The following is a 17,971-nucleotide window of genomic DNA, read 5'->3' as shown; positions in this document are numbered from 1 at the left end:
GGCCACGATCGACGCGACCCGCGTGATCCCTGAGGTTCCTGCCATGAAATCCACCCTTAGCGTGCTATTCGCCGTCCCCGCCCTGCTGCTGTCCTTCACTGCCTTTGCCGATGATGCGGCCGTCTACCACTACGGCATGCCGCTGGACGTGGCCAAGGTGCTAAGCATCAGCCAACCCAACGAGCGCTGCGAAGTCAGCCAGGCCACCATGGTCTATCTGGACTCCCAGGGCCAGCAGCACACCCTCAAATACCTGCGCCAGACCCCGCGCTGCAGCGACATCTGAGTCAGGCGCGGAACTGCTCCACCAATCCCTGCTGCCGGCTGGCCAGTTCGTTCAGCGAACGACTGGCGCCGGCGGCCTGCTGTGCGTGATCGGAAATGGTCTGGGTGACGTCGCGGATGCCGGCGATGTTGCGGTTGATCTCCTCGGCGACGCTGCTCTGTTCTTCTGCCGCGCTGGCGATCTGCAGGTTCATCTCGCTGATCAGGTTCACCGCCTCGCCGATGCGCCGCAGCGCGTCGATGGCCTGGCGTGCCTGATCGACGTTGCCCTGGGCCTGGGCGAAGCTGCCCTGCATCGCGCTGGTCACCGAGTGGCCGCGCGCCTGCAGGTTCTCGATCACCTCGCGGATTTCCTCCACGGACTCCTGGGTGCGCCGGGCCAGCCCGCGCACCTCGTCAGCGACCACTGCGAAGCCGCGCCCGGCATCGCCCGCGCGCGCCGCTTCAATGGCGGCGTTGAGGGCGAGGAGGTTGGTCTGCGCGGCGATGCCGCAGATGACTTCCAGGATCGAACCGATCTGCTCGTTGCTCGCTGCCAGTTGTTGCAGTTCGGCCATAGCCTGGTGCATGCCGCTGGCCAGCAGGTCGATGCCGCTGTTGGTCGCGTCGAGGGTGCGGAAGCCGTCATCGCAGGCCTGCTCCGCGGTGCGCGCGGCTTCGGCGGCGCGAGCGGCACTGCGCGCCGAATCCTGCGCGGTGGCAGACATCTCGTGCAGCGCGGTGGCGACCTGGTCGATTTCGCGGAACTGCTGCTGCATGCCGTCGCTGGTCTGCCGGGCGATCTGCGCGGAGCGGTCGGCTGTGGCATGGGCTTCGCGGGTCGCTGACTGCACGGCGGCGATGCTCGGTTGCAGCTTGTCGAGGAAGCGGTTGAAGGCGGTGGCGAGGCGGCCCAGTTCGTCGCGGCGCGGGTAGTCGAGGCGGCGGGTCAGGTCGCCTTCACCATCGGCGATGTCTTCGAGCATTCGCGCCAGGCGCAGGATCGGCCGGCTGATGCCCAGCGCGGTGAGCGCCACCAGCAGCATGCCGAGCAGGCCGGCGGCGATACCAATGCCGATCTCCAGTGCGGTACTGCGCCAGCGCAGGTCGTCCAGCGTGCCCTTGAGGCGCTCTGCCGGGGCGAGCATCACCGCGCGCGGTACGCTGAGCAGGATGCCCCAGGGCGCGGCATCGGGCACTGGTGCAAGGCTGTGCAGCACGCTGATGGATTCGCCGTCATCGCTGGATTGCGAACGGCCGGCGGCGATCTCGGCGAGCATGGCCTTGTCGTCGAACTTCTGCCCCAGCTTCGACGCATCGCCGCTGTCGCTGGCGACCAGCCCGTTGGGGCTCAGAATGCGGATACGACCCTGGCCGTCGAACAGGCTGCGGCTGCCGTCCACGCTGCTTTGCTGGAGGGTGGCGAGGTCGATGTCGAAGCCGATGGCGGCAATCGCCTTGCCGTTTTCCAGCAAGGGCAGGGTGACGCTGGTGACCAGCCGGCGCTGGCCGGAGGCTTCGTCGAAATAGGGGTCGAGCACACAGGGGCGGGCGTGCCCGGTGGAGCAGGTGAAGAAGGCGTTGTACGGCTGGCCGCTGGGGCCGGGCGTGGTGTCGCCGAGCACCTGTTCGGTGCCGATTACCCGCTGGGTGTGTTTGCCGTTCTGCAGCAGATAGAGCGCGAAGCGGCCGGTTTCGTTGCTGCCCAGGTCTTCACGGGAGGTGAACTGGTGGTCGGCGGCGTCCAGCGCATCGGGCTGGAACACCAGGAACAGGCCGAGCAGCTCCGGGTGCGCGCCGAGGGCTTCGGCCATCGACTGGTTGAGCGCGGCGCGCAGCGCAGCAGGGTCGAGGACGCCCTGGCGCTGCTGCGCGCGCAGGGTCTGCACGGTGCGCAGCAGGCCTTCGCCGAGCAGCAGGTTGTTCTGCAGGCGTTCGCGGATCAGCAGGGCCTGTACCTGGCCCTGGGTTTCCAGGTTGTGTTGCGCGGCAACGGCGAACAGCTCGCCGCTGTCGTGCTGGATGATGCGACTGTCCTGCCGCGCCTGGTACAGCGAGAGGCCGATCAGGACGCTGGCGACAAGGATCAGGCAGAGGCCCGCCAGCCAGGTGATACGGCCCTGGATCGAAGTCAGGAGGCTGGGCATGGCGAGCTCGCTTTCGTTGGATCAGAAGGTGGTGGAGAACAGCAGCTGGCTGTACAGGTTGCTGTTGTCGTTGCCGATCTGGGTGCCGCCTTCGGCCGCGCTCTTCTTCGGCTGGTACAGGCCCACCAGCGGGATGATCACCAGGTGCTCGTTGATTGCCCACTCGGCGTAGAGGTCCAGCTCGCGGCCGTCGGTGTTGCCCAGGTCGGTATCCAGGGTGTGGAAGTCGAAGAACTGCGCGCCGATGGAGAGGTTCTCCAGCGGGGTGACCTTGGCGCCGACGTTGTGCACGCGGGTGTTGTTGTTGAACGGCCCGGAGTAGTTACCTGCCACCTCGCCCTGGAACCAGGTGCCGAAGCCACGGCTGAAGCCGTAGAAGAGCGTGTCGTAACCTTCGGAGAAGCGACTGAAGCGGTAGCTGACGTAGGGCTTCCAGGTGACGTCGGAGAAGGTCCAGCCGGCTTCCAGGTACCAGGCATTGGCGGTGTCGTCGGTGTACTGGGCATTGTCCTTGTCCTGCCAGGCATATTCGCCGGAGAGGAACAGGTTTTCCACGCCGGCGTTGCCGGTGCCGCGCAGGCTGTAGGTCTTCATGTCCTTGCGGTCGAGCTGGATCGGCGAGGCGTAGCGCTCGTCAACGTCGGTGACGTCGATGTAGGTCAGGCCGAAGGTGGCTTCCGGAGCGACGTGCTCGAGGGTGGCAACGTACAGCTCGGAGTTGGCCTGGGCGCGGTTGTCGGATTTGAGGCGCATCAGGTCGCCACGCCAGCCTTCCTTGCCGCCGATGCGCAGCACGGCAGTCTCGTCGAAGTCACGCCGCGCAGCCAGGTAGTAGCCACCGCCACGGTTGTACTCGCCATCGGCCAGGCCCTTGCCCATGTTCAGGGCGTCGCCGTCGATCAGGAAGCCGTCGCCGACCACGATGTTCTGGCGGCCGAAGGACAGGTCGATGCCGTCATCGCCCAACACCGGGAACAGGCCGCCCGAGCGCCAGCCGGCGTAGGCATCCTCGATCTTGGTGGTGCGCTCGGAGCCATCGCTGAAGCCGGCGGCGTCGCCGTCGCCCCAGGTGCCGGAGCTGAGCAGGTTGAAGGCTCCGTAGGCGGTGCCCGCGCCGCCCAACTTCTGGTCGCCGCTCAGGCCGTACTTGATGAAGCCTTCCTGCCAGGAGGACGAGCCCTCATCCAGGGTGCCGGTCATGTTGTAGCGCTCCTGGCTGTGGAATAGCCCGAAGGTCGCTGAAAGATCGGCGTTCAGGTGCGTGTCGTCGGTGGCGTACAGCTGGTAGGCGCTGGCGGAGCTGCTGGCGCCGGCGATGAGCAGGGCGAGCAGGGTGGGGCGCAGCACGGCGGCGTGGGTCATGGCGAAGGCATCCGTTTCGTTATTGTCGATTGGGGGGATGTGACTTCTGCCGATGCTAAGTAAGGGCTGGCGTTGTGCCGTTGCGTGTGTCTGCCAAGTGATTGGGTGTGGTTGCCAGATGGGTTGGCTGGATACCGGTGATCCTCTCGCGTGCCGAAGGCCCCTCTCCCTAACCCTCTCCCTGAAGGGAGAGGGGACCGGTCAGAGCAAACGGACGCCGCAGTTTCAGCCGGAAAAATCGGGCCCCGTGCGGCTGCCCAAAGCAGGATGACCCCTGGGTTTCAGCTGGCACGGGCGGCTCCCTCTCCCTTCAGGGAGAGGGCTGGGGAGAGGGTGTGCGAGCGTCTTCCAGCAGCCTCAACGCGCTCTTGAAATCACCGACGGCTGCTCTGCATACAACCGCTTGTACAGGGTCGAAAAGTGGCTGGAACTGGCAAAGCCCAGGTCCAGCGCCAGGTTCGTGATGCTCTGCTGCGGCTCCTGCTTGAGCCGGCGGCGCGCCTCGGCCAGGCGCAGGCTGAGGAAGAACTGCTGCGGCGTGCTCTGGCAGATCTGCCGGAAGCAGTATTGCAGGGTGCGTTGGCTGGTGTTCAGGCTCTGGCTCAGTTCCAGCAGCGACAGTGGTTGGGCGAGGTCCGCCTGCATGCGGTCGATGGCCGCGAGCACCAGCCGGCGATGCTGCGGCAGCGAACGGGGCGCGCCATCGCGGGCGGTGCCTGGGAGGATTTCCTCCAGCGCCTGCAGGACATGGCTCAGCACGCGGGCGACGGCGTGGCCGGCCTGTTGTGGGTCGGCGGTGCGCCAGGGCTCCTCTTCGAAGGAAGCGATGGCGCCGCACAGGCTGCGCCGCAGGTTGCCGGCGCCACTGGGCGAGAGTTGCAGGCGACGCTCGGACAGTGCGCGCTCGAACAGCTCGCGCTCCTCGGCACCGAGCAGGCGTTCCAGCTGCGGCTGGCTGAAGGTCAGGCCGAGCATGTGGATTTCCCCGACGGCGCAGATTTCCAGCTCGCGGCCGCCTTCGAGTACCAGCAGGGTGTCGTCGTGCAGCGCCTGGCCGTTGAAGCGCGAGTCGTCGCTGGCGCGCAGGGGAATGCCGATCACCAGGTGGCCGGCAGGCGGCGCCATGTTCTCATGCAGGTGCAGGTTGGAGTGTTCGTAGATCAGCGAGGCGTCCGGCAACTGCACATGCAGCAGCTCCGCCTGCAGGCGGCCGTGGCCGAGCTGGGTGTAGTCCTGGCTCCAGCCCGCGAGGGCGCAGGCCAGTTCATCGGAGTCGGTTGCCTGGTGGCGGGCTATGCCGGTCATGACGGTTCACCTCGGTTGTGCGCCGAGTATCGGTCAGCGCTGGCGTGCAGGATTGTGCCTGCACGCCAGGGGCTTGTGGCGCTCTGCCAGATTCAGCGGCTCGCCAGGTAGGCGCGGGCCAGGGCGCAGGCGCGCTCGATCAGCATCGGCGCCAGCTCCTTCGCGGTCTGGCTGTTGCGTCGGGTGTGCACCCAGCCCAGGTACGTCGTGCCACGCAGGGCGAGGAACAGCGGCAGGGCGGCGCGGTCCGCGGCGGAGAGCGGCTTGACCGAGTGATAGCCGGCCAGCAGCGCGGCTTCGATCTGCGCCAGACGCGGGTCGTCCTGGCAGAAGTACAGCGCCGTGGCCAGCTCGAACATGTGCCAGCCGAAACCGGCATCGTCGAAGTCGATCAGCTGCAGCTCGCCCGCCTCCAGCAGAAGGTTCTCGGGCACCAGGTCGGCATGGATCATGCCGAAGTTGCCCAGGCTGCGGCCGTAGCGGCGCAAATCCATGCGCGCCTCCTGGCGGGCGCGCTGGAGCAGCTCGCGCTGATCGTCGGCAAGCAGGTCGAGTTCCCAGAAACGGCCCCAGAACGGATTGGCGCCGACCAATCCCTCTTCGTCCCAGGCGTGCCGGGTGAACTCGTTGGGCTGTCGCCACTGGGCCGAATTCAGGTGGATGCGCGCCGCCACGGCGCCAGCCTTGTGGAACAGCGCCTCGATGTCACCGTCGGCGCTCAGGCCCTGTTCCGCCGAACCCAATGTGCTGCCGGACAGCCAGCCAAGCATGTCGACGTAGCGCGGCTCATCGAGCGCTGCGCTGCGCACTTCGGCCAGGTGCTCGCCGTCGCGGGTGCGGATGATGGTCGGCACGCCAATGCCGCCGGCGGCCAGTTGCTCCATCCAGGTCAGCTCGGAGCGCAGCGCCGCTTCGCTGTGATAACCGCCGCGGTGCACGCGCAGGGCGCTGCGCGTGCCGTCGCTGCGGGTGGCGCAGAACACGGCGTTCTCGCGGTACTTGAGCAGTTCCAGGCCGACGAAGTCGCCGTCCCAGTGGCGCAGGGCATCCAGCGCCAGGTCGCGCAGGCAGGCGACTTGCTGGTCGTGGTCGAGCGCGGCGAAATTGGCCTTCGGGAAGTCGTTCATGCAGTATTCCTCAGAGTTCGCTCAGGACCTGGCCCAGGGTGTCGATGAACAGCTCGCCGTGTTCGGCCTGGAAGGGCAGCGGCGGGCGGATCTTGAGGATGTTGTCGGCGCCACCGATCTTGCTGATCAGCACGCCGCGCTGACGCATGGCGTTGACGATACGCCGCGCTTCGAGCCCGGCCGGCTCGCGGCTGGTGCGGTCGCGCACCAGTTCCACGGCGAAGAACAGGCCCTTGCCGCGCACGTCGCCGATGATCGAATGGCGCTCGGCCAGGCGATGCAGTTCGGCGCTGAGCTTCGCGCCCTGACGCAGGGCGTTGCCTTGCAGGTCTTCCTCGGCGATCACGTCGAGTACTGCCTGGCCGACGGCGGCGGCCACTGGCGAGCCGCCGAAGGTATTGAAGTACAGGTTGGCGCGGCCGAAGGTCTCGACGCGCTCGCGCGAGGTCACCAGCCCGGCCAGGGGGAAGCCGTTGCCCATGGGTTTGCCGAGGGTGACGATGTCCGGCACGAACGGGTGTGCCTGATGGCCCCACAGGTGCTCGCCGGTGCGGGCGAAGCCCGATTGCACCTCGTCGGCGATCAGCAGGCCGCCTGCATCGCGCACCAGCTTGGCCACGCGCTCCAGGTAGCCGACCGGCAGGCGCGGAATACCTTCGTTGGCGAACAGCGTATCGATCAGCATCGCGGCCAGTCCGACGCCGGCGGCCTGCAGCTCGGCGATGGCTTCGGCGACCTTGGCCACGTAGCGGTCGGCGACTTGCTCGGGCGCACCGTCTGCCTGATACAGGCAGGGAATCGGCACCGCCCGCGCATGGGTCGAAAAGGGCTCGGAGCTGGGCAGTGCCGTGGTCACTGCCGCCAGCGAGGTGGTGTTGCCGTGATAGTTGTAGTCGCTGACGATCACGCCCTTGTTGCCGGTGACGAAGCGCGCCATGCGCAGGGCCAGCTCGTTGGCCTCGCTGCCGGTGCAGGTGAACATCAGGCTGTCCAGTGGCTCGGCGAAGGTCGCGGTGAGGTTCTCGGCGTAGCGCACCACACGCTCGTTGAGGTAGCGGGTATGAATGTTCAGCGTCGCCGCCTGCTCGGCCATGGCCGCGACCACTTTCGGGTGGCAATGGCCGACGCAGGGCACGTTGTTGTAGCAGTCCAGGTAGCGCTTGCCGTTGGCGTCGATGAGCCAGACGCCTTCGCCTTTCACCAGCTCCAGCGGCTCGTCGTAGAACAGCGGCGAGGCATCGCCCATGACCTGGTGGCGGCGTTGCAGCAGGGTTGGTTCAGACATTCTCGACATTCTCCAGGGGCTTGCCGGCGCGGGTGGCAGCGCGCAGCAGGTAGTTGATGATCAGTGCGGCGACCACCAGCGCCAGGGCGCTGAGCATGGCCACTTCCAGCTGGAAGCAGGCGGCGATCACCACCAGGGTCAGCAGCATGCCGACGCTGGCAATCACAGGGCCGCCGCGCAGGCGGAACGGGCGGGCCAGGCCGGGCTGGCTGCGGTGCAGGCGCAGGTACGCGGCGAACAGCACCAGGTGGCAACTGCCCAGCAGCAGGACGATGCACAGCAGGAGTTTCTCCGGCGGCACCAGGGTCAGCGGCAGGCCGATCAGCGTCAGTACCAGCAGGGCGACGTAGGGCGCGCCTCGGCGGTTGGTGCGAGCCAGCGCGGCGGGGAAGAAGCCGTCGCGGGACAGGGCGAACAACTGACGGGAGGCGGAGAACACCACCGAGAAGAAGGTCGCCAGCAGGCCACACACGGCGCCGGAACCGACCAGCAGCGGCAGCCAGTCGCGCTCGCCGTACAGCCCGCCGTGGGTCATGGCGGCGTACAGCGGATCGCCGGCGTTACCGACCACTTCCACGCCGGCGGCGCCCGGCGCGCTGATCACCACGGTCAGGGCCGTCAGCAGCAGGGTACCGACAGCGGCGATGATCCCGCGCGGCATGCTGCGGCCGGGGTCTGCGGCTTCCTCGGCAGCGGAGGCGACCTGCTCCAGGCAGATGAACATCCAGATGGCGAACGGCACGCAGGCGAACACGCCGGCGACGCTCACGCCCGGCAAGGTGCTGCCAGCCGTGGGCAGCAGGTTTTCCCAGTGCACGTGGGGCAGCATGGCGCCGCCGAAGGCCAGCAGGGCGATGGCTGCCACGGCGCCGGCCAGCAGAGTCAGACCCAGGGCCTCGCCGACGCCGATGATGTGGATGCCGATGATCACCGCGAACAGGCCGATGCGCACCGGCCAGCCGCCGAAGCCGAATACCGACTCCATATAGGCGGCGAGGAAGTTGGCCGCAGCGCCGGTACCGATGGTCAGCGCCAGCGCGCACGCCGCGCCGACCAGGTAGCCGACGAAGGGCCCGAAAGCCAGCTGCGCGTAGGCGAACACGCCGCCGGCATGGGGCCGGGCGGTGGAGAGTTCGCATACGCACAGCGCCAGGCCGCCGCAGAGCACGGCCATCAGCAAAGTGGCGACGAGCATGTTGGCCCAGCCGCTACTGGCCAGGCCGTAATTCCAGCCGGAGAACTGCCCGGCGATGACCAGTGAAATGCCGAGCCCGGCGATCTGGGGCCAGCGGAGTACGCCTTGTTTGAGCATGTTGAGTGTCCCTTGCCTGTGAGTGATGAGGGGTGAACGGCAGTCAGCCGCGCGCGCCGGAGCGCAGCGGGCAAGGGAGGACGCCGGCGATTGCCGACGGTTGGATGCGTGGAGTCATGGAGCGGCCCTTCTTGTTGTTTTGTGGGTTGCACGCTCCCAGCGTCGGATGCGCCGGGCAGGCAGAAGGTACGAAGGGGGCGGGGTGGGGCGATATCAGAATTCCGCAAAGACGCGGGCGCTGGCGTTGCCGGCCGATTCGGCGCAGCGGGGGATGGCTATGCGCAAAACCAGTCGCCCACAAAAAAGCCCCGCATTGCGCGGGGCTCTTTCATTCACTCGTCACTCAGGCGTGCGCACGCAGCTCCGAGCTGAGGCCGGCCTGGGCGATCGTTGCGATCGCCTGGTCACGTGCGGCCTCGGAGTCGTACAGCTTGCTGGTCAGCAGTTCTGCACCGGTGTTATCGCGGATCACGAAGAAATTCTTGCCGCCGGGGGACATCTGGCGCTTGTAGCGCTCGACGGCCGCACAGGAGCTGCGGAGGCTGTTGATGGCCTGCTCGGCTGCCTCCTGTGTCGGGTAGGCCAGAGTTTCCAGCAGAGTACCGTGGGCAGTGTTCTTGAGCAGAACGCGACGGTTGCCGCTGCTGAGTTCCTTGATTTCATACCAACCGGGCATGTGTAGCTCCATATAACCGGTGTCAACGTCCTGCGGGTGTTCCCGCAGGGTGACAGGCCAGTTTAGGAGTACGGGCGTTCTATTTGTATAGGAAAAGTCCTATGAATCATGGGGTTACTGTATCAATTTGTCTCAGGATCGCTTTTTTCAGAAGCTGGCTTTCACCTGCAGGCCGAGCAGCAGGGCGTTGTCGATGTCCTGGCCGGAGAAGGCCCCCGGCTCGATGACGTACTGCAGGTCCGGGCGCAGGGTCAGCCAGGGCGTGGCCTGGTAGCCGTAGCTCAGCTCGATGAGCTGTTCGCCGCTGTCCAGGTTCGGGTAGCCCTGCCCTTTGGCGAGGGCGTTGTTCTCCTGCAGTTCACGGCTGCGTGGGTTGGGTACGGCGCGGCCGTAACCCAGCGCGAGGCTGTCTTTCGGGCGGCCTTCGAAGGGCTTGTAGAGTACGACACCCGCGCCATACCACTTGGTGAAGGGCGAGGCGGCGCTGCTGGCGGCCGAGGCCTGGCCGAACAGGTGCAGGCTGCGGCCCTCGGAGGCCGGATCGTTCCACACCGCCTGGTCGACCAGCAGGTAGTGGCCGCTGCGCCCGGGTTCTTCCTTGTTGCTACCGATGCGCTGCACGTTGGAGCTGTCGTAGTACCAGCCCAGTTTGTACTCACCGGGCAATTCGCCCTGAAGTTTGTAGACCAGCTCGATGGGCACCACGGTGCCGGTGGTGTGCTTGGGTGTGAGGTGCCAGGCGCGGCTGGAGTTGCCGTTGCTTTCCGGGTCGACGTTGAAGGCGGCGATGCGCAGCTGCCAGTCCGGAGCGAAGCTGTACTTCACTCGCGCGCCCAGGTGCGCGTTGGGGTAGTTGGTCCAGCCGCTGCCGCCGGACATGTTCAGCGGGTGGCCGCAGAAGCCGGCGTTCATGAAGTTGCAGAGGATGCCGCTGTCCAGCCCGCCGACGTCATTGCCCATGGCCATGTAGCCGAGCTTGAGGTTCACCGCCTGGCCCAGCTCGCGCTCGTAGCTCAGCTCGGTCAGCCGGGTGTAGAGGCCGCCGTAGTTTTCCTGGACCGGCAGGCGGTTTCCCACCAGGTCTTCCGAGGCGCTGTTGCCGCGGCGGTCGTTGATGGTCAGCTGGACCTTGCCACCGTTGTCCAGGCCGTAGAGTTTCGATAGGTCGAACTGCACGCCCAGCTTGATGTTCTGCGAGTAGCGCGCGGAACGGTGCAGGCCGCCATGGGCGTTGTACGCGGTCTCGCCGCTGTAGTCGCCGGTGAACTTGACGCCATCTTCTTCCAACTGATGGCGCAGGCCGCCCCAGTCGCCGGTCATCGTGGATCGTTCGAGCAGGCCTTCTTCGGCCAGCGCAGGCAGCGAGGCGACGCACAGCAGCAGGCCGGGCGTGAGGCGAAGGGAAGTACGCATGGAATTTCCTGAGCTTGAAGCGAATAAAAAAGGCGCGGTGGGTGTGCCGCGCCGGAAGGAGGCGCCCGCACGAGGCAGGCGCGATGGGAGGGTTACTGGCTGGCTTTCGGGGTGTCGGGCAGCGCGTAGGCCATCACGTAGTCGCCACGGTCGGTGGACTGGCGCGCACCGCCGGCGGTGATGACGACGAACTGCTTGCCGGTCTTCTGCGACACGTAGGTCATCGGGCCGCCCTGGCTGCCGACGGGCAGGCGGGATTTCCAGATTTCCTTGCCGTTGCTGCTGTCGTAGGCGCGCAGGTAGAAGTCCTGGGTGCCGGCGATGAACACCAGGCCGCCCTGGGTGGAGAGCGTGCCGCCAAGGGTCGGCAGGCCGATGGGGATCGGCAGGTGCATGCGGATACCCAGCGGGCCGGTGTCTTCCACGGTGCCCACCGGCACCTGCCAGGCCACCTGGCGGGTCTTCAGGTCGATGGCGGTGAGGGTGCCGAACGGCGGCGCCTGGCACGGGATGCCGGCCACCGAGAGGAAGCGGTTCTTGTTCACCGCGTAGGGTGTGCCCTTGAGCGGCACGGCGCCCATGCCGGTGTTCAGTGCTTCGCCACCGCCGGCGGCCGCGCCCTTGTTGGTCGAAGGGATCATCTGGATCCACAGGCCCAGGCGCATATCGTTGACGAAGATGAAGCCGTGCACCGGGTCGGTGGACAGGCTGCCCCAGTTCATGCCGCCCAGGGAGCCGGGGAAGCTCAGCGACAGGTCAGTGCCCGGCGCGGTGTAGAGGCCGTCGTAGCGCATCTTCTTGAAGTCGATGCGGCACAGCAGCTGGTCATAGGGCGTGGCGCCCCACATGTCCGACTCGCTGAGGGTCTGCGCGCCGATCTGCGGCATGCCGACGGACTTCGGCTGGGTCGGTGAGTAGGGCTCGTCGGGGATGTTGCCCGGCTTGACGGGAACGTCCTTCACCTCGGTCAGCGGCTTGCCGGTGGCGCGGTCGAGCACGTAGATCTGCCCGGCCTTGGTGCCGATCACGACTGCCGGAACGGTCTTGCCGTCGGCCACGGGGAAGTCAACGAGGCTCGGCTGCATCGGCAGGTCGAAGTCCCAGAGGTCGTTGTGCACGGTCTGGTAGACCCACTTTTCGGCGCCGCTGGTGGCGTCCACGGCAAGGATCGAGGCGCCGTAGGTGTGGTCGAGTTTCGTCCGTTCCACGCCATAGATGTCGGTGGAGGAGCTGCCCATGGGCAGGAAGACGGTGTTCATCGCCGGGTCGTAGGACATCGGCGCCCAGCTGTTGGGCGTGCTGCGCACGTAGCTCTTGCCGTCCGCCGGGGCCTGCTTGTCTTCCGGGTTGCCCGGATCGAAGGCCCAGCGCATGGCGCCGGTGATGACGTCGAAGCCACGGATCACGCCGCCGGGCATGTCGGTCTGGACGTTATCCGCGACGCGGCCGCCGACCACCACGGTGGTGCCGGCCATCAGCGGGGCGGAGGAGAGCTGGTAGTAGGAGTCGGGTACATCGCCCAGGCCGGCCTTCAGGTCGACCTGGCCGTTGTTGCCGAAGCCCTGGCAGAACTCGCCGGTGTCGGCGTCCACCGCGATCAGGCGCGCGTCGATGGTATTGGTCAGCAGGCGACGCTGGCAGTTGGCGCCGGCAGGAACGCTGGCGGCGATGACCGGCGTGCTGTTCGGTTGGCTCGGCTGGATGATTTCCCTGGTGGCATCGAAATAGGCCATGCCACGGCAGCGTTGCCAGACCTTGGACTGGGCGTTGATTTCGTTCTTCCACAGCTCCTTGCCGGTGTCCGCATCAAGGGCGATGAGGTTGTTGTGCGGGGTGCAGATGAACACCTTGTCGCCGACCTGCAGCGGGGTCAGCTGGTCTTCCGCGCCGTTGCCGTCGCTGATCGCCACGTCGCCGGTGTGGTAGGTCCAGGCCACCTTGAGCTTGTCGACGTTGCCGCGATTGATCTGGTCCAGCGCGGCGAAGCGGCTGCCGCCCTCGGTGTTGCCGTAGTGCGCCCAATCCTTCTGCGCATGGGCCGGGTCCACCGGCGTCAGGCCAGGCCCTTTGCCGGTGGGGGCGACGCTGGGATGGGCGACGAACATGTTGCCGGCGGCGATGGCCACCAGCACCGCCAGCACTGCGGCGATGCCATAGGCGCCACGACCAGCGTTGCGGCCTGCCGAGCGGGCCAGCAGCGGATAGACCAGCGCGACCACCACGCCGATGGCACTGAACATGAACAGCCGCGAGAACAGCGGCCAGAACACCAGGCCGGTGTCGGACACGGCCCATAGCGCGGTGCCAATCAGGAAGGCGGCGAACAACCAGGCACCGACCGGCTTGCGCAACGCGATCAGCAGACCCGAGAGCGCCATGGCCAGGCCACCGACGAGGAAGTACCAGGAGCCGCCAAGGCTGACCAGGCGGATGCCGCCAGCGGCCAGGGCGAGGCCGAGGAGGGCGATGATCACGCCCAGGCCGAGGAGGATGAATATGCTCGCGCGGGAGGCGCGCTGTACCGGTTTCATACAGAAGGTTCTCGCTGTTGGATTCGCCGATTATACGCTTAGCATGCTAATTAACTAGATAGTACAATCGTCGAAGAGGCAAAAGCGGACGAATGAAATAGCCTTTGCATACTCGATAACCCGCAATATCCCGACCCACGAAAGCCCTGTGCAGCGGCTGCCGAGACTGGCAGCATCGCTGATCGGTCCTACAGAAGAATCCTAGTCACCGTGCCCGCTACTCGCTCAGTCGTACCCACCAAACTCAAACTGCTGCCGTTGCTGATCTGCGGTGTTGCCCACGGCCAACTGGCTCGCGCTGAACCGGCGGAAGCGGACAACGAAACGCTGCTGGCCCCCATGGTGGTCACCGGCGCCTATGCCCCGGTGTCGAGCTTCGACCTGCCGTTCTCCATCGATACTGTGCAGCAACCGCAGCTCAGCGATGGCCAGCTCGGCGTCAATGCTTCCGAAGTGCTGCAGCGGGTACCCGGCCTGGTGGTGCAGAACCGCCAGAACTACGCCCAGGACCTGCAGATTTCCTCCCGCGGCTATGGCGCGCGCTCAGCCTTCGGCATTCGCGGGCTGAAGCTGCTCAGCGATGGCATACCGGCCAGCACGCCGGACGGCCAGGGCCAGGCGGCGACGCTGAATCTGGATGTCGCCGACCGCATCGAAGTACTCCGTGGCCCGGCCTCGACGCTCTATGGCAGCAACAGCGGCGGGGTGATCCAGATGTTCTCACGCGACGGCTACGGCCCGCCGAAAGTCGGTGCGGAAACCACCTTCGGCAGCGACGGCTTCAACAAGAACCACCTCTATGCCGAAGGCGGCACCGAGCAGGCCGGCTTCCTGCTCGACGCCTCGCGCATGGACACCGACGGCTACCGCGACCACAGCGCCGCGCGCCGCGACCAGACCTTCGCCAAGCTCAACTTCAAGCCCGACGAAGACAGCCGCCTGGCGCTGATCTACAGCAGCCTGGAGCAGAACGGCACGCAGGACCCGCTGGGCCAGACCTGGGACGCGTACCAGCACGACCCGCGCTCGGTGGCAGCGGCGGCCGAGACCTACAACACGCGCAAGAGCATCGACCACCAGCAACTGGGCATGAACTACGAGCGCTACTTCGGCGACGCCACCCTGCAGTTCAACCTCTACGCCGGCCAGCGCAGCGTGGTGCAGTACCTGTCGATCCCCAGGGGCGTGGCTTCCAATGCCCAACGTGGCGGCGGGGTGGTGGACTTCGACCGCGAATTCCACGGCGGCACCCTGCGCTGGATCCAGCCGGTGCAAGGCGTGCCGGGCGAGCTGACCGTCACCACTGGGGTGGACTACGACCGCAGCGAAGACGACCGCAAGGGCTTCCAGAATTTCAGCGGCGACCAGCTCGGCGTGAAGGGCGAGATGCGCCGCAACGAAAACGACATCGCCACCAGCCTCGACCCCTACGTACAGGCGCGCTGGGAACTGGGCAACTGGACTTTCGACGCCGGCCTGCGCCACAGCAGCATGAAGATGGAAGTGGACGACCATTACCTGAGCAACGGCGATTCCAGCGGCTCGAAGAAGTACCAGCAGAACAACCCGTCGCTCTCGGTGATGTACGCCTTTACCCCGAACCTGCATGGCTATGCCAGTGCTGGCAAGGGCTTCGAGACGCCGACCCAGGCGGAAATGGCCTACGCGCCAGGGCTGGCGGAAAGCTTCAACTTCGGCCTCGATCCGGCCACCAGCACCCAGTACGAAGTCGGCCTCAAGGCGAAAGTCGCCGGCAATACGCGGGTCAACGCGGCGATATTCGAAATTCGCACCGACGACGAGATCGTCGTGGCCAGCTCCACCGACGGCCGTACCAGCTACCAGAACGCCGGCAAGACCCTGCGCCGGGGCTTCGAGCTGGGCGTGCAGAGCGACCTCTCCGAACACTGGCAGGCCAATCTCGCCTACACGCGCCTGGATGCCACCTACGACGAGGACTTCGTCGAGAGCGGCAGCGTGATCGAAAAGGGCAACCACCTGCCCGGCGTGCCCGGCAGCAGCCTGTTCGGCGAGCTGGTGTGGAAACCCCGGGACGGCGTGAGCATGGGCTTCGAAGGCCAGTACCGCAGCAAGGTCTACGTCGAAGACAGCAACGAGGACAAGCCCGCGCCCAGCTACGCGGTGTTCAACTGGCGCACCCGCTTCGAGCAGCATGTCGGGCCCTGGACCTTCCACCAGTTGGTGCGGTTGGACAACCTACTGGATCGCCAGTACGTCGGTTCGGTGATCGTCGGCGATAGCAACGGCCGTTACTACGAGGCGGCGCCGGGGCGGTCGTGGTATGCGGGGGCGGGGCTGGAGTATCGCTTCGATTGAGCGTCCTGACCGAGGTTTTGCGTAGGGCGCATAACGCGACAGCGTTATCCGCCGCAAATTGGTCGGCGGATAACCTGTTCCAGGTTATGCGCCCTACGGTCCGGTGCCGTGCGGGTTCGCGAGCAAGCTCGCTCCTACAGGTCAGCTCCGCAGCGCTTTTCGTAGGACCGAGGGGGACGCCTAGTTGTGATCTCTCGGTAGGTTGTTCATCCGGGGCTTACCCGGAAAACTGGAAGTGCGACCAACCAATCCTTCCAGGAGCCCCGAATGAACCTGCATAAACATGCCCGTCTTACACCGCGCGGTCGAGCCCTTTTAGTCCAGCGCATGCTTCAGGGGTTACGTGCTGAAGAGGCAGCGCAGGCGGCCGGTGTCAGCGTACGTACGGCCTACAAATGGCTTCGGCGTTACCGCGAAGAGGGAGAGGCCGGCATGATGGATCGCACTTCGCGCCCTCACGCCTGCCCCCATGCCACACCCGAGTCCCGGCTCGAAAGGCTGATTGAGCGGCGCAGCGCCCGTCAAACCTATCGGCAAATTGCCAACGAGTTAGGGCTGGCAGTCAGTACCATCGCTCGCCACCTCAAACGACTCGGACTCAATCGGCTCCCCGAGTTGGAGCCCGCTCCGCCGATCAGGCGTTATCAGTACGCTCAACCAGGTGATCTACTGCATCTGGATATCAAGAAGCTCGCACGCTTTTGGAGACCGGGACATCGAGTTACGGGAACCCGGCTGATGGGCTCTGACGGAGCGGGCTGGGAGTTTGTCCATGTCGCCATCGACGATGCCTCGCGCATCGCCTTCTCCAGCCTGCATGCTGATGAACGAGGTGGAAGTGCCTGTCGCGCTCTGCTCCAGGCTTTGCGCTACTACCGCTCGCTGAAGATTCGATTTACTCGGGTCATGACTGACAACGGTGCCTGCTACCGATCAGGTCTATTCCGCCGCCTATGCCGGCGTCTGGGCTTACGACATATCCGCACCAGACCCTACACCCCACGTACCAATGGCAAAGCTGAGCGCTTCATTCAAACCAGCTTGCGGGAGTGGGCCTACGCCCGTAGCTACGAGAGCTCTGAGCAGCGCGCCCAGCATCTGGCCCTCTGGCTACACCAATACAACTGGCACAGGCCTCACTCCAGTCTGCATTACTGCCCACCCATCAGCCGCATTCCACTGAACAACCTACTGGGTTTACACACCTAGTCCTTGCTCGCGAACCTGCATTCCTCCGTGGCCGATCATCGGCATCCGGTGACCATAGGTCCTGTGAATCCTCTATCCTCGCCTCCTTTGCATTTCGTGAGACGAGTTCGTAATGGGCAAATGGGCAATCGGGGCATTGTTGATGTGCGTGGCGGGCTGGGCGTCGGCGGCTGACCCGCTGTTCGGCAAGTACAACTACGGCGCGGCGCAGAAGGGTTTCGGCAAGCAGCAGGGCTTCGTCGAATGCCTGCAGCCCATGGGCGTCACCGCGCGCTGCAAGGATGGCGTCGACTACGCCGGCACGCGCTTCCGCCTGGCGCTGACCTTCGACAAGCAGAAGCTGGTCGAAGCGGTGCTGTACAGCGAATACAACGACGCCGCGTACCGGCGTGTGCTGCAGGAGGTGGCCAAGCGCTTCATGCTGGTGGCCATTGCCGACGACAAGAACGTGGTCGACGTCCTCGCGCATACCCTGAACCCGAACCGTACCGAGGCCGACGCCAAGGCCATCGGCGACTTCGAGACCCACGCGCTTCGCAGCGGCATGATCAGCTACCGCCTCTACGAGCAGCTCGACAAGTACATCAAGCCAGGTTTGGACGCCCGCCAGGTATTGGCGACGGTGCCGGCGAGCATTCGCGTGGCCGAGGTCACGGTGAAGCACGGCAAGTCGGAGAACTGGCTGATCGTGAAGTTCGCCAAGCCGGGCCTCGCGCCCAAAAAGACCCGCAACTGAGCGTAGGAGCGGACTCCGTCCGCGATCGATTTGCCGTTGCTCCGACCAGACAAGGAGCGCGGCGGGCTCATCGCGGACGGAGTCCGCTCCTACAACTGAGTCCTGTGCTCTGGTCGGCCCTCACCCTGACCCTCTCCCAGAGGGAGAGGGGACCGTTCGATGCAGGAGAAACCTCGGCGTCAGTTGGCACGGCCTGCCCCCTCTCCCTTCGGAGCGGGGCGCGCAACCAGGGCTGGGGTGAGGGGAGTAAACGCAGGCGCGGAGTCC

13 protein-coding genes and 1 pseudogene are annotated in these 17,971 nt (G+C 65.9%); 4 read left to right on the top strand and 10 right to left on the bottom strand.

Features of this window, described 5'->3' with window-relative positions; genetic code table 11:
• Positions 1-43 precede the first annotated feature (43 nt).
• Positions 44-286: a DUF2790 domain-containing protein gene (locus tag G4G71_RS15930; RefSeq protein WP_169939036.1), complete on the top strand. Its 243-nt coding sequence runs from the start codon at positions 44-46 to the stop codon at positions 284-286.
• Position 287: 1 nt separating this feature from the next.
• Here G4G71_RS15930 and G4G71_RS30255 read toward each other — a convergent pair whose 3' ends face one another.
• The 10 genes and pseudogenes from G4G71_RS30255 to G4G71_RS15885 form a co-directional block, all read right to left on the bottom strand.
• Positions 288-992, bottom strand: a complete 705-nt coding sequence (locus G4G71_RS30255; RefSeq protein ID WP_420826017.1) for a methyl-accepting chemotaxis protein — start codon at positions 990-992, stop codon at positions 288-290.
• 201 nt (positions 993-1,193) lie between these two features.
• A pseudogene (locus G4G71_RS30250) lies at positions 1,194-1,250 on the bottom strand (hypothetical protein); the annotation flags it as partial.
• A 1,182-nt stretch (positions 1,251-2,432) separates the two neighbouring features.
• The gene (locus G4G71_RS15920; RefSeq protein ID WP_169939034.1) at positions 2,433-3,773 is read right to left on the bottom strand and encodes an alginate export family protein; all 1,341 of its coding nucleotides are present in this window, start codon (positions 3,771-3,773) and stop codon (positions 2,433-2,435) included.
• A gap of 357 nt (positions 3,774-4,130) precedes the next feature.
• Entirely contained in the window at positions 4,131-5,078 is a 948-nt protein-coding gene (locus tag G4G71_RS15915; protein ID WP_169939033.1) for a helix-turn-helix domain-containing protein, read from the bottom strand.
• A 92-nt stretch (positions 5,079-5,170) separates the two neighbouring features.
• Positions 5,171-6,205: a phosphotransferase enzyme family protein gene (locus G4G71_RS15910; protein WP_169939032.1), complete on the bottom strand. Its 1,035-nt coding sequence runs from the start codon at positions 6,203-6,205 to the stop codon at positions 5,171-5,173.
• A gap of 10 nt (positions 6,206-6,215) precedes the next feature.
• On the bottom strand, positions 6,216-7,490 hold the full coding sequence (locus G4G71_RS15905; protein ID WP_169939031.1) for an aspartate aminotransferase family protein: 1,275 nt from the start codon (positions 7,488-7,490) through the stop codon (positions 6,216-6,218).
• On the bottom strand, positions 7,483-8,802 hold the full coding sequence (locus G4G71_RS15900) for an amino acid permease (protein ID WP_169939030.1): 1,320 nt from the start codon (positions 8,800-8,802) through the stop codon (positions 7,483-7,485). Before G4G71_RS15900 ends, G4G71_RS15905 begins: the two co-directional genes overlap by 8 nt.
• A 343-nt stretch (positions 8,803-9,145) precedes the next feature.
• The gene (locus G4G71_RS15895) at positions 9,146-9,478 is read right to left on the bottom strand and encodes a DUF1508 domain-containing protein (protein WP_054910576.1); all 333 of its coding nucleotides are present in this window, start codon (positions 9,476-9,478) and stop codon (positions 9,146-9,148) included.
• A 147-nt stretch (positions 9,479-9,625) separates the two neighbouring features.
• Positions 9,626-10,891, bottom strand: a complete 1,266-nt coding sequence (locus tag G4G71_RS15890) for a carbohydrate porin (protein WP_169939029.1) — start codon at positions 10,889-10,891, stop codon at positions 9,626-9,628.
• A 92-nt stretch (positions 10,892-10,983) separates the two neighbouring features.
• Positions 10,984-13,422 (bottom strand): glucose/quinate/shikimate family membrane-bound PQQ-dependent dehydrogenase, encoded by a 2,439-nt coding sequence (locus tag G4G71_RS15885; protein WP_169939028.1) that lies wholly within the window; start codon positions 13,420-13,422, stop codon positions 10,984-10,986.
• A gap of 339 nt (positions 13,423-13,761) precedes the next feature.
• Here G4G71_RS15885 and G4G71_RS15880 point away from each other — a divergent pair, with 339 nt between their 5' ends.
• From G4G71_RS15880 to G4G71_RS15870, 3 genes are all read left to right on the top strand, one after another.
• A complete protein-coding gene (locus tag G4G71_RS15880; RefSeq protein ID WP_169942691.1) occupies positions 13,762-15,759 on the top strand; it encodes a TonB-dependent receptor family protein in 1,998 nt (665 codons plus the stop codon).
• A gap of 267 nt (positions 15,760-16,026) precedes the next feature.
• A complete protein-coding gene (locus tag G4G71_RS15875; protein WP_169934965.1) occupies positions 16,027-16,968 on the top strand; it encodes an IS481 family transposase in 942 nt (313 codons plus the stop codon).
• Positions 16,969-17,080: 112 nt separating this feature from the next.
• The gene (locus tag G4G71_RS15870; protein ID WP_169939027.1) at positions 17,081-17,704 is read left to right on the top strand and encodes a hypothetical protein; all 624 of its coding nucleotides are present in this window, start codon (positions 17,081-17,083) and stop codon (positions 17,702-17,704) included.
• Positions 17,705-17,971 lie beyond the last annotated feature (267 nt).

This window comes from Pseudomonas multiresinivorans, from assembly GCF_012971725.1.
GTDB classification, from domain to species: domain Bacteria; phylum Pseudomonadota; class Gammaproteobacteria; order Pseudomonadales; family Pseudomonadaceae; genus Pseudomonas; species Pseudomonas multiresinivorans.
This window is presented reverse-complemented; position numbering and strand designations above follow the sequence as displayed.

What these genes read in the sequence shown, in the direction of transcription:
- G4G71_RS15900 (WP_169939030.1), bottom strand. Translation starts at nt 8,802, where the DNA reads ATGCTCAAACAAGGCGTACTCCGCTGGCCCCAGATCGCCGGGCTCGGC.
- G4G71_RS15915 (WP_169939033.1), bottom strand. Translation starts at nt 5,078, where the DNA reads ATGACCGGCATAGCCCGCCACCAGGCAACCGACTCCGATGAACTGGCC.
- G4G71_RS15910 (WP_169939032.1), bottom strand. Translation starts at nt 6,205, where the DNA reads ATGAACGACTTCCCGAAGGCCAATTTCGCCGCGCTCGACCACGACCAG.
- G4G71_RS15890 (WP_169939029.1), bottom strand. Translation starts at nt 10,891, where the DNA reads ATGCGTACTTCCCTTCGCCTCACGCCCGGCCTGCTGCTGTGCGTCGCC.
- G4G71_RS15880 (WP_169942691.1), top strand. Translation starts at nt 13,762, where the DNA reads ATGGTGGTCACCGGCGCCTATGCCCCGGTGTCGAGCTTCGACCTGCCG.
- G4G71_RS15875 (WP_169934965.1), top strand. Translation starts at nt 16,027, where the DNA reads ATGAACCTGCATAAACATGCCCGTCTTACACCGCGCGGTCGAGCCCTT.
- G4G71_RS15920 (WP_169939034.1), bottom strand. Translation starts at nt 3,773, where the DNA reads ATGACCCACGCCGCCGTGCTGCGCCCCACCCTGCTCGCCCTGCTCATC.
- G4G71_RS15930 (WP_169939036.1), top strand. Translation starts at nt 44, where the DNA reads ATGAAATCCACCCTTAGCGTGCTATTCGCCGTCCCCGCCCTGCTGCTG.
- G4G71_RS15905 (WP_169939031.1), bottom strand. Translation starts at nt 7,490, where the DNA reads ATGTCTGAACCAACCCTGCTGCAACGCCGCCACCAGGTCATGGGCGAT.
- G4G71_RS30255 (WP_420826017.1), bottom strand. Translation starts at nt 992, where the DNA reads ATGTCTGCCACCGCGCAGGATTCGGCGCGCAGTGCCGCTCGCGCCGCC.
- G4G71_RS15870 (WP_169939027.1), top strand. Translation starts at nt 17,081, where the DNA reads ATGGGCAAATGGGCAATCGGGGCATTGTTGATGTGCGTGGCGGGCTGG.
- G4G71_RS15895 (WP_054910576.1), bottom strand. Translation starts at nt 9,478, where the DNA reads ATGCCCGGTTGGTATGAAATCAAGGAACTCAGCAGCGGCAACCGTCGC.
- G4G71_RS15885 (WP_169939028.1), bottom strand. Translation starts at nt 13,422, where the DNA reads ATGAAACCGGTACAGCGCGCCTCCCGCGCGAGCATATTCATCCTCCTC.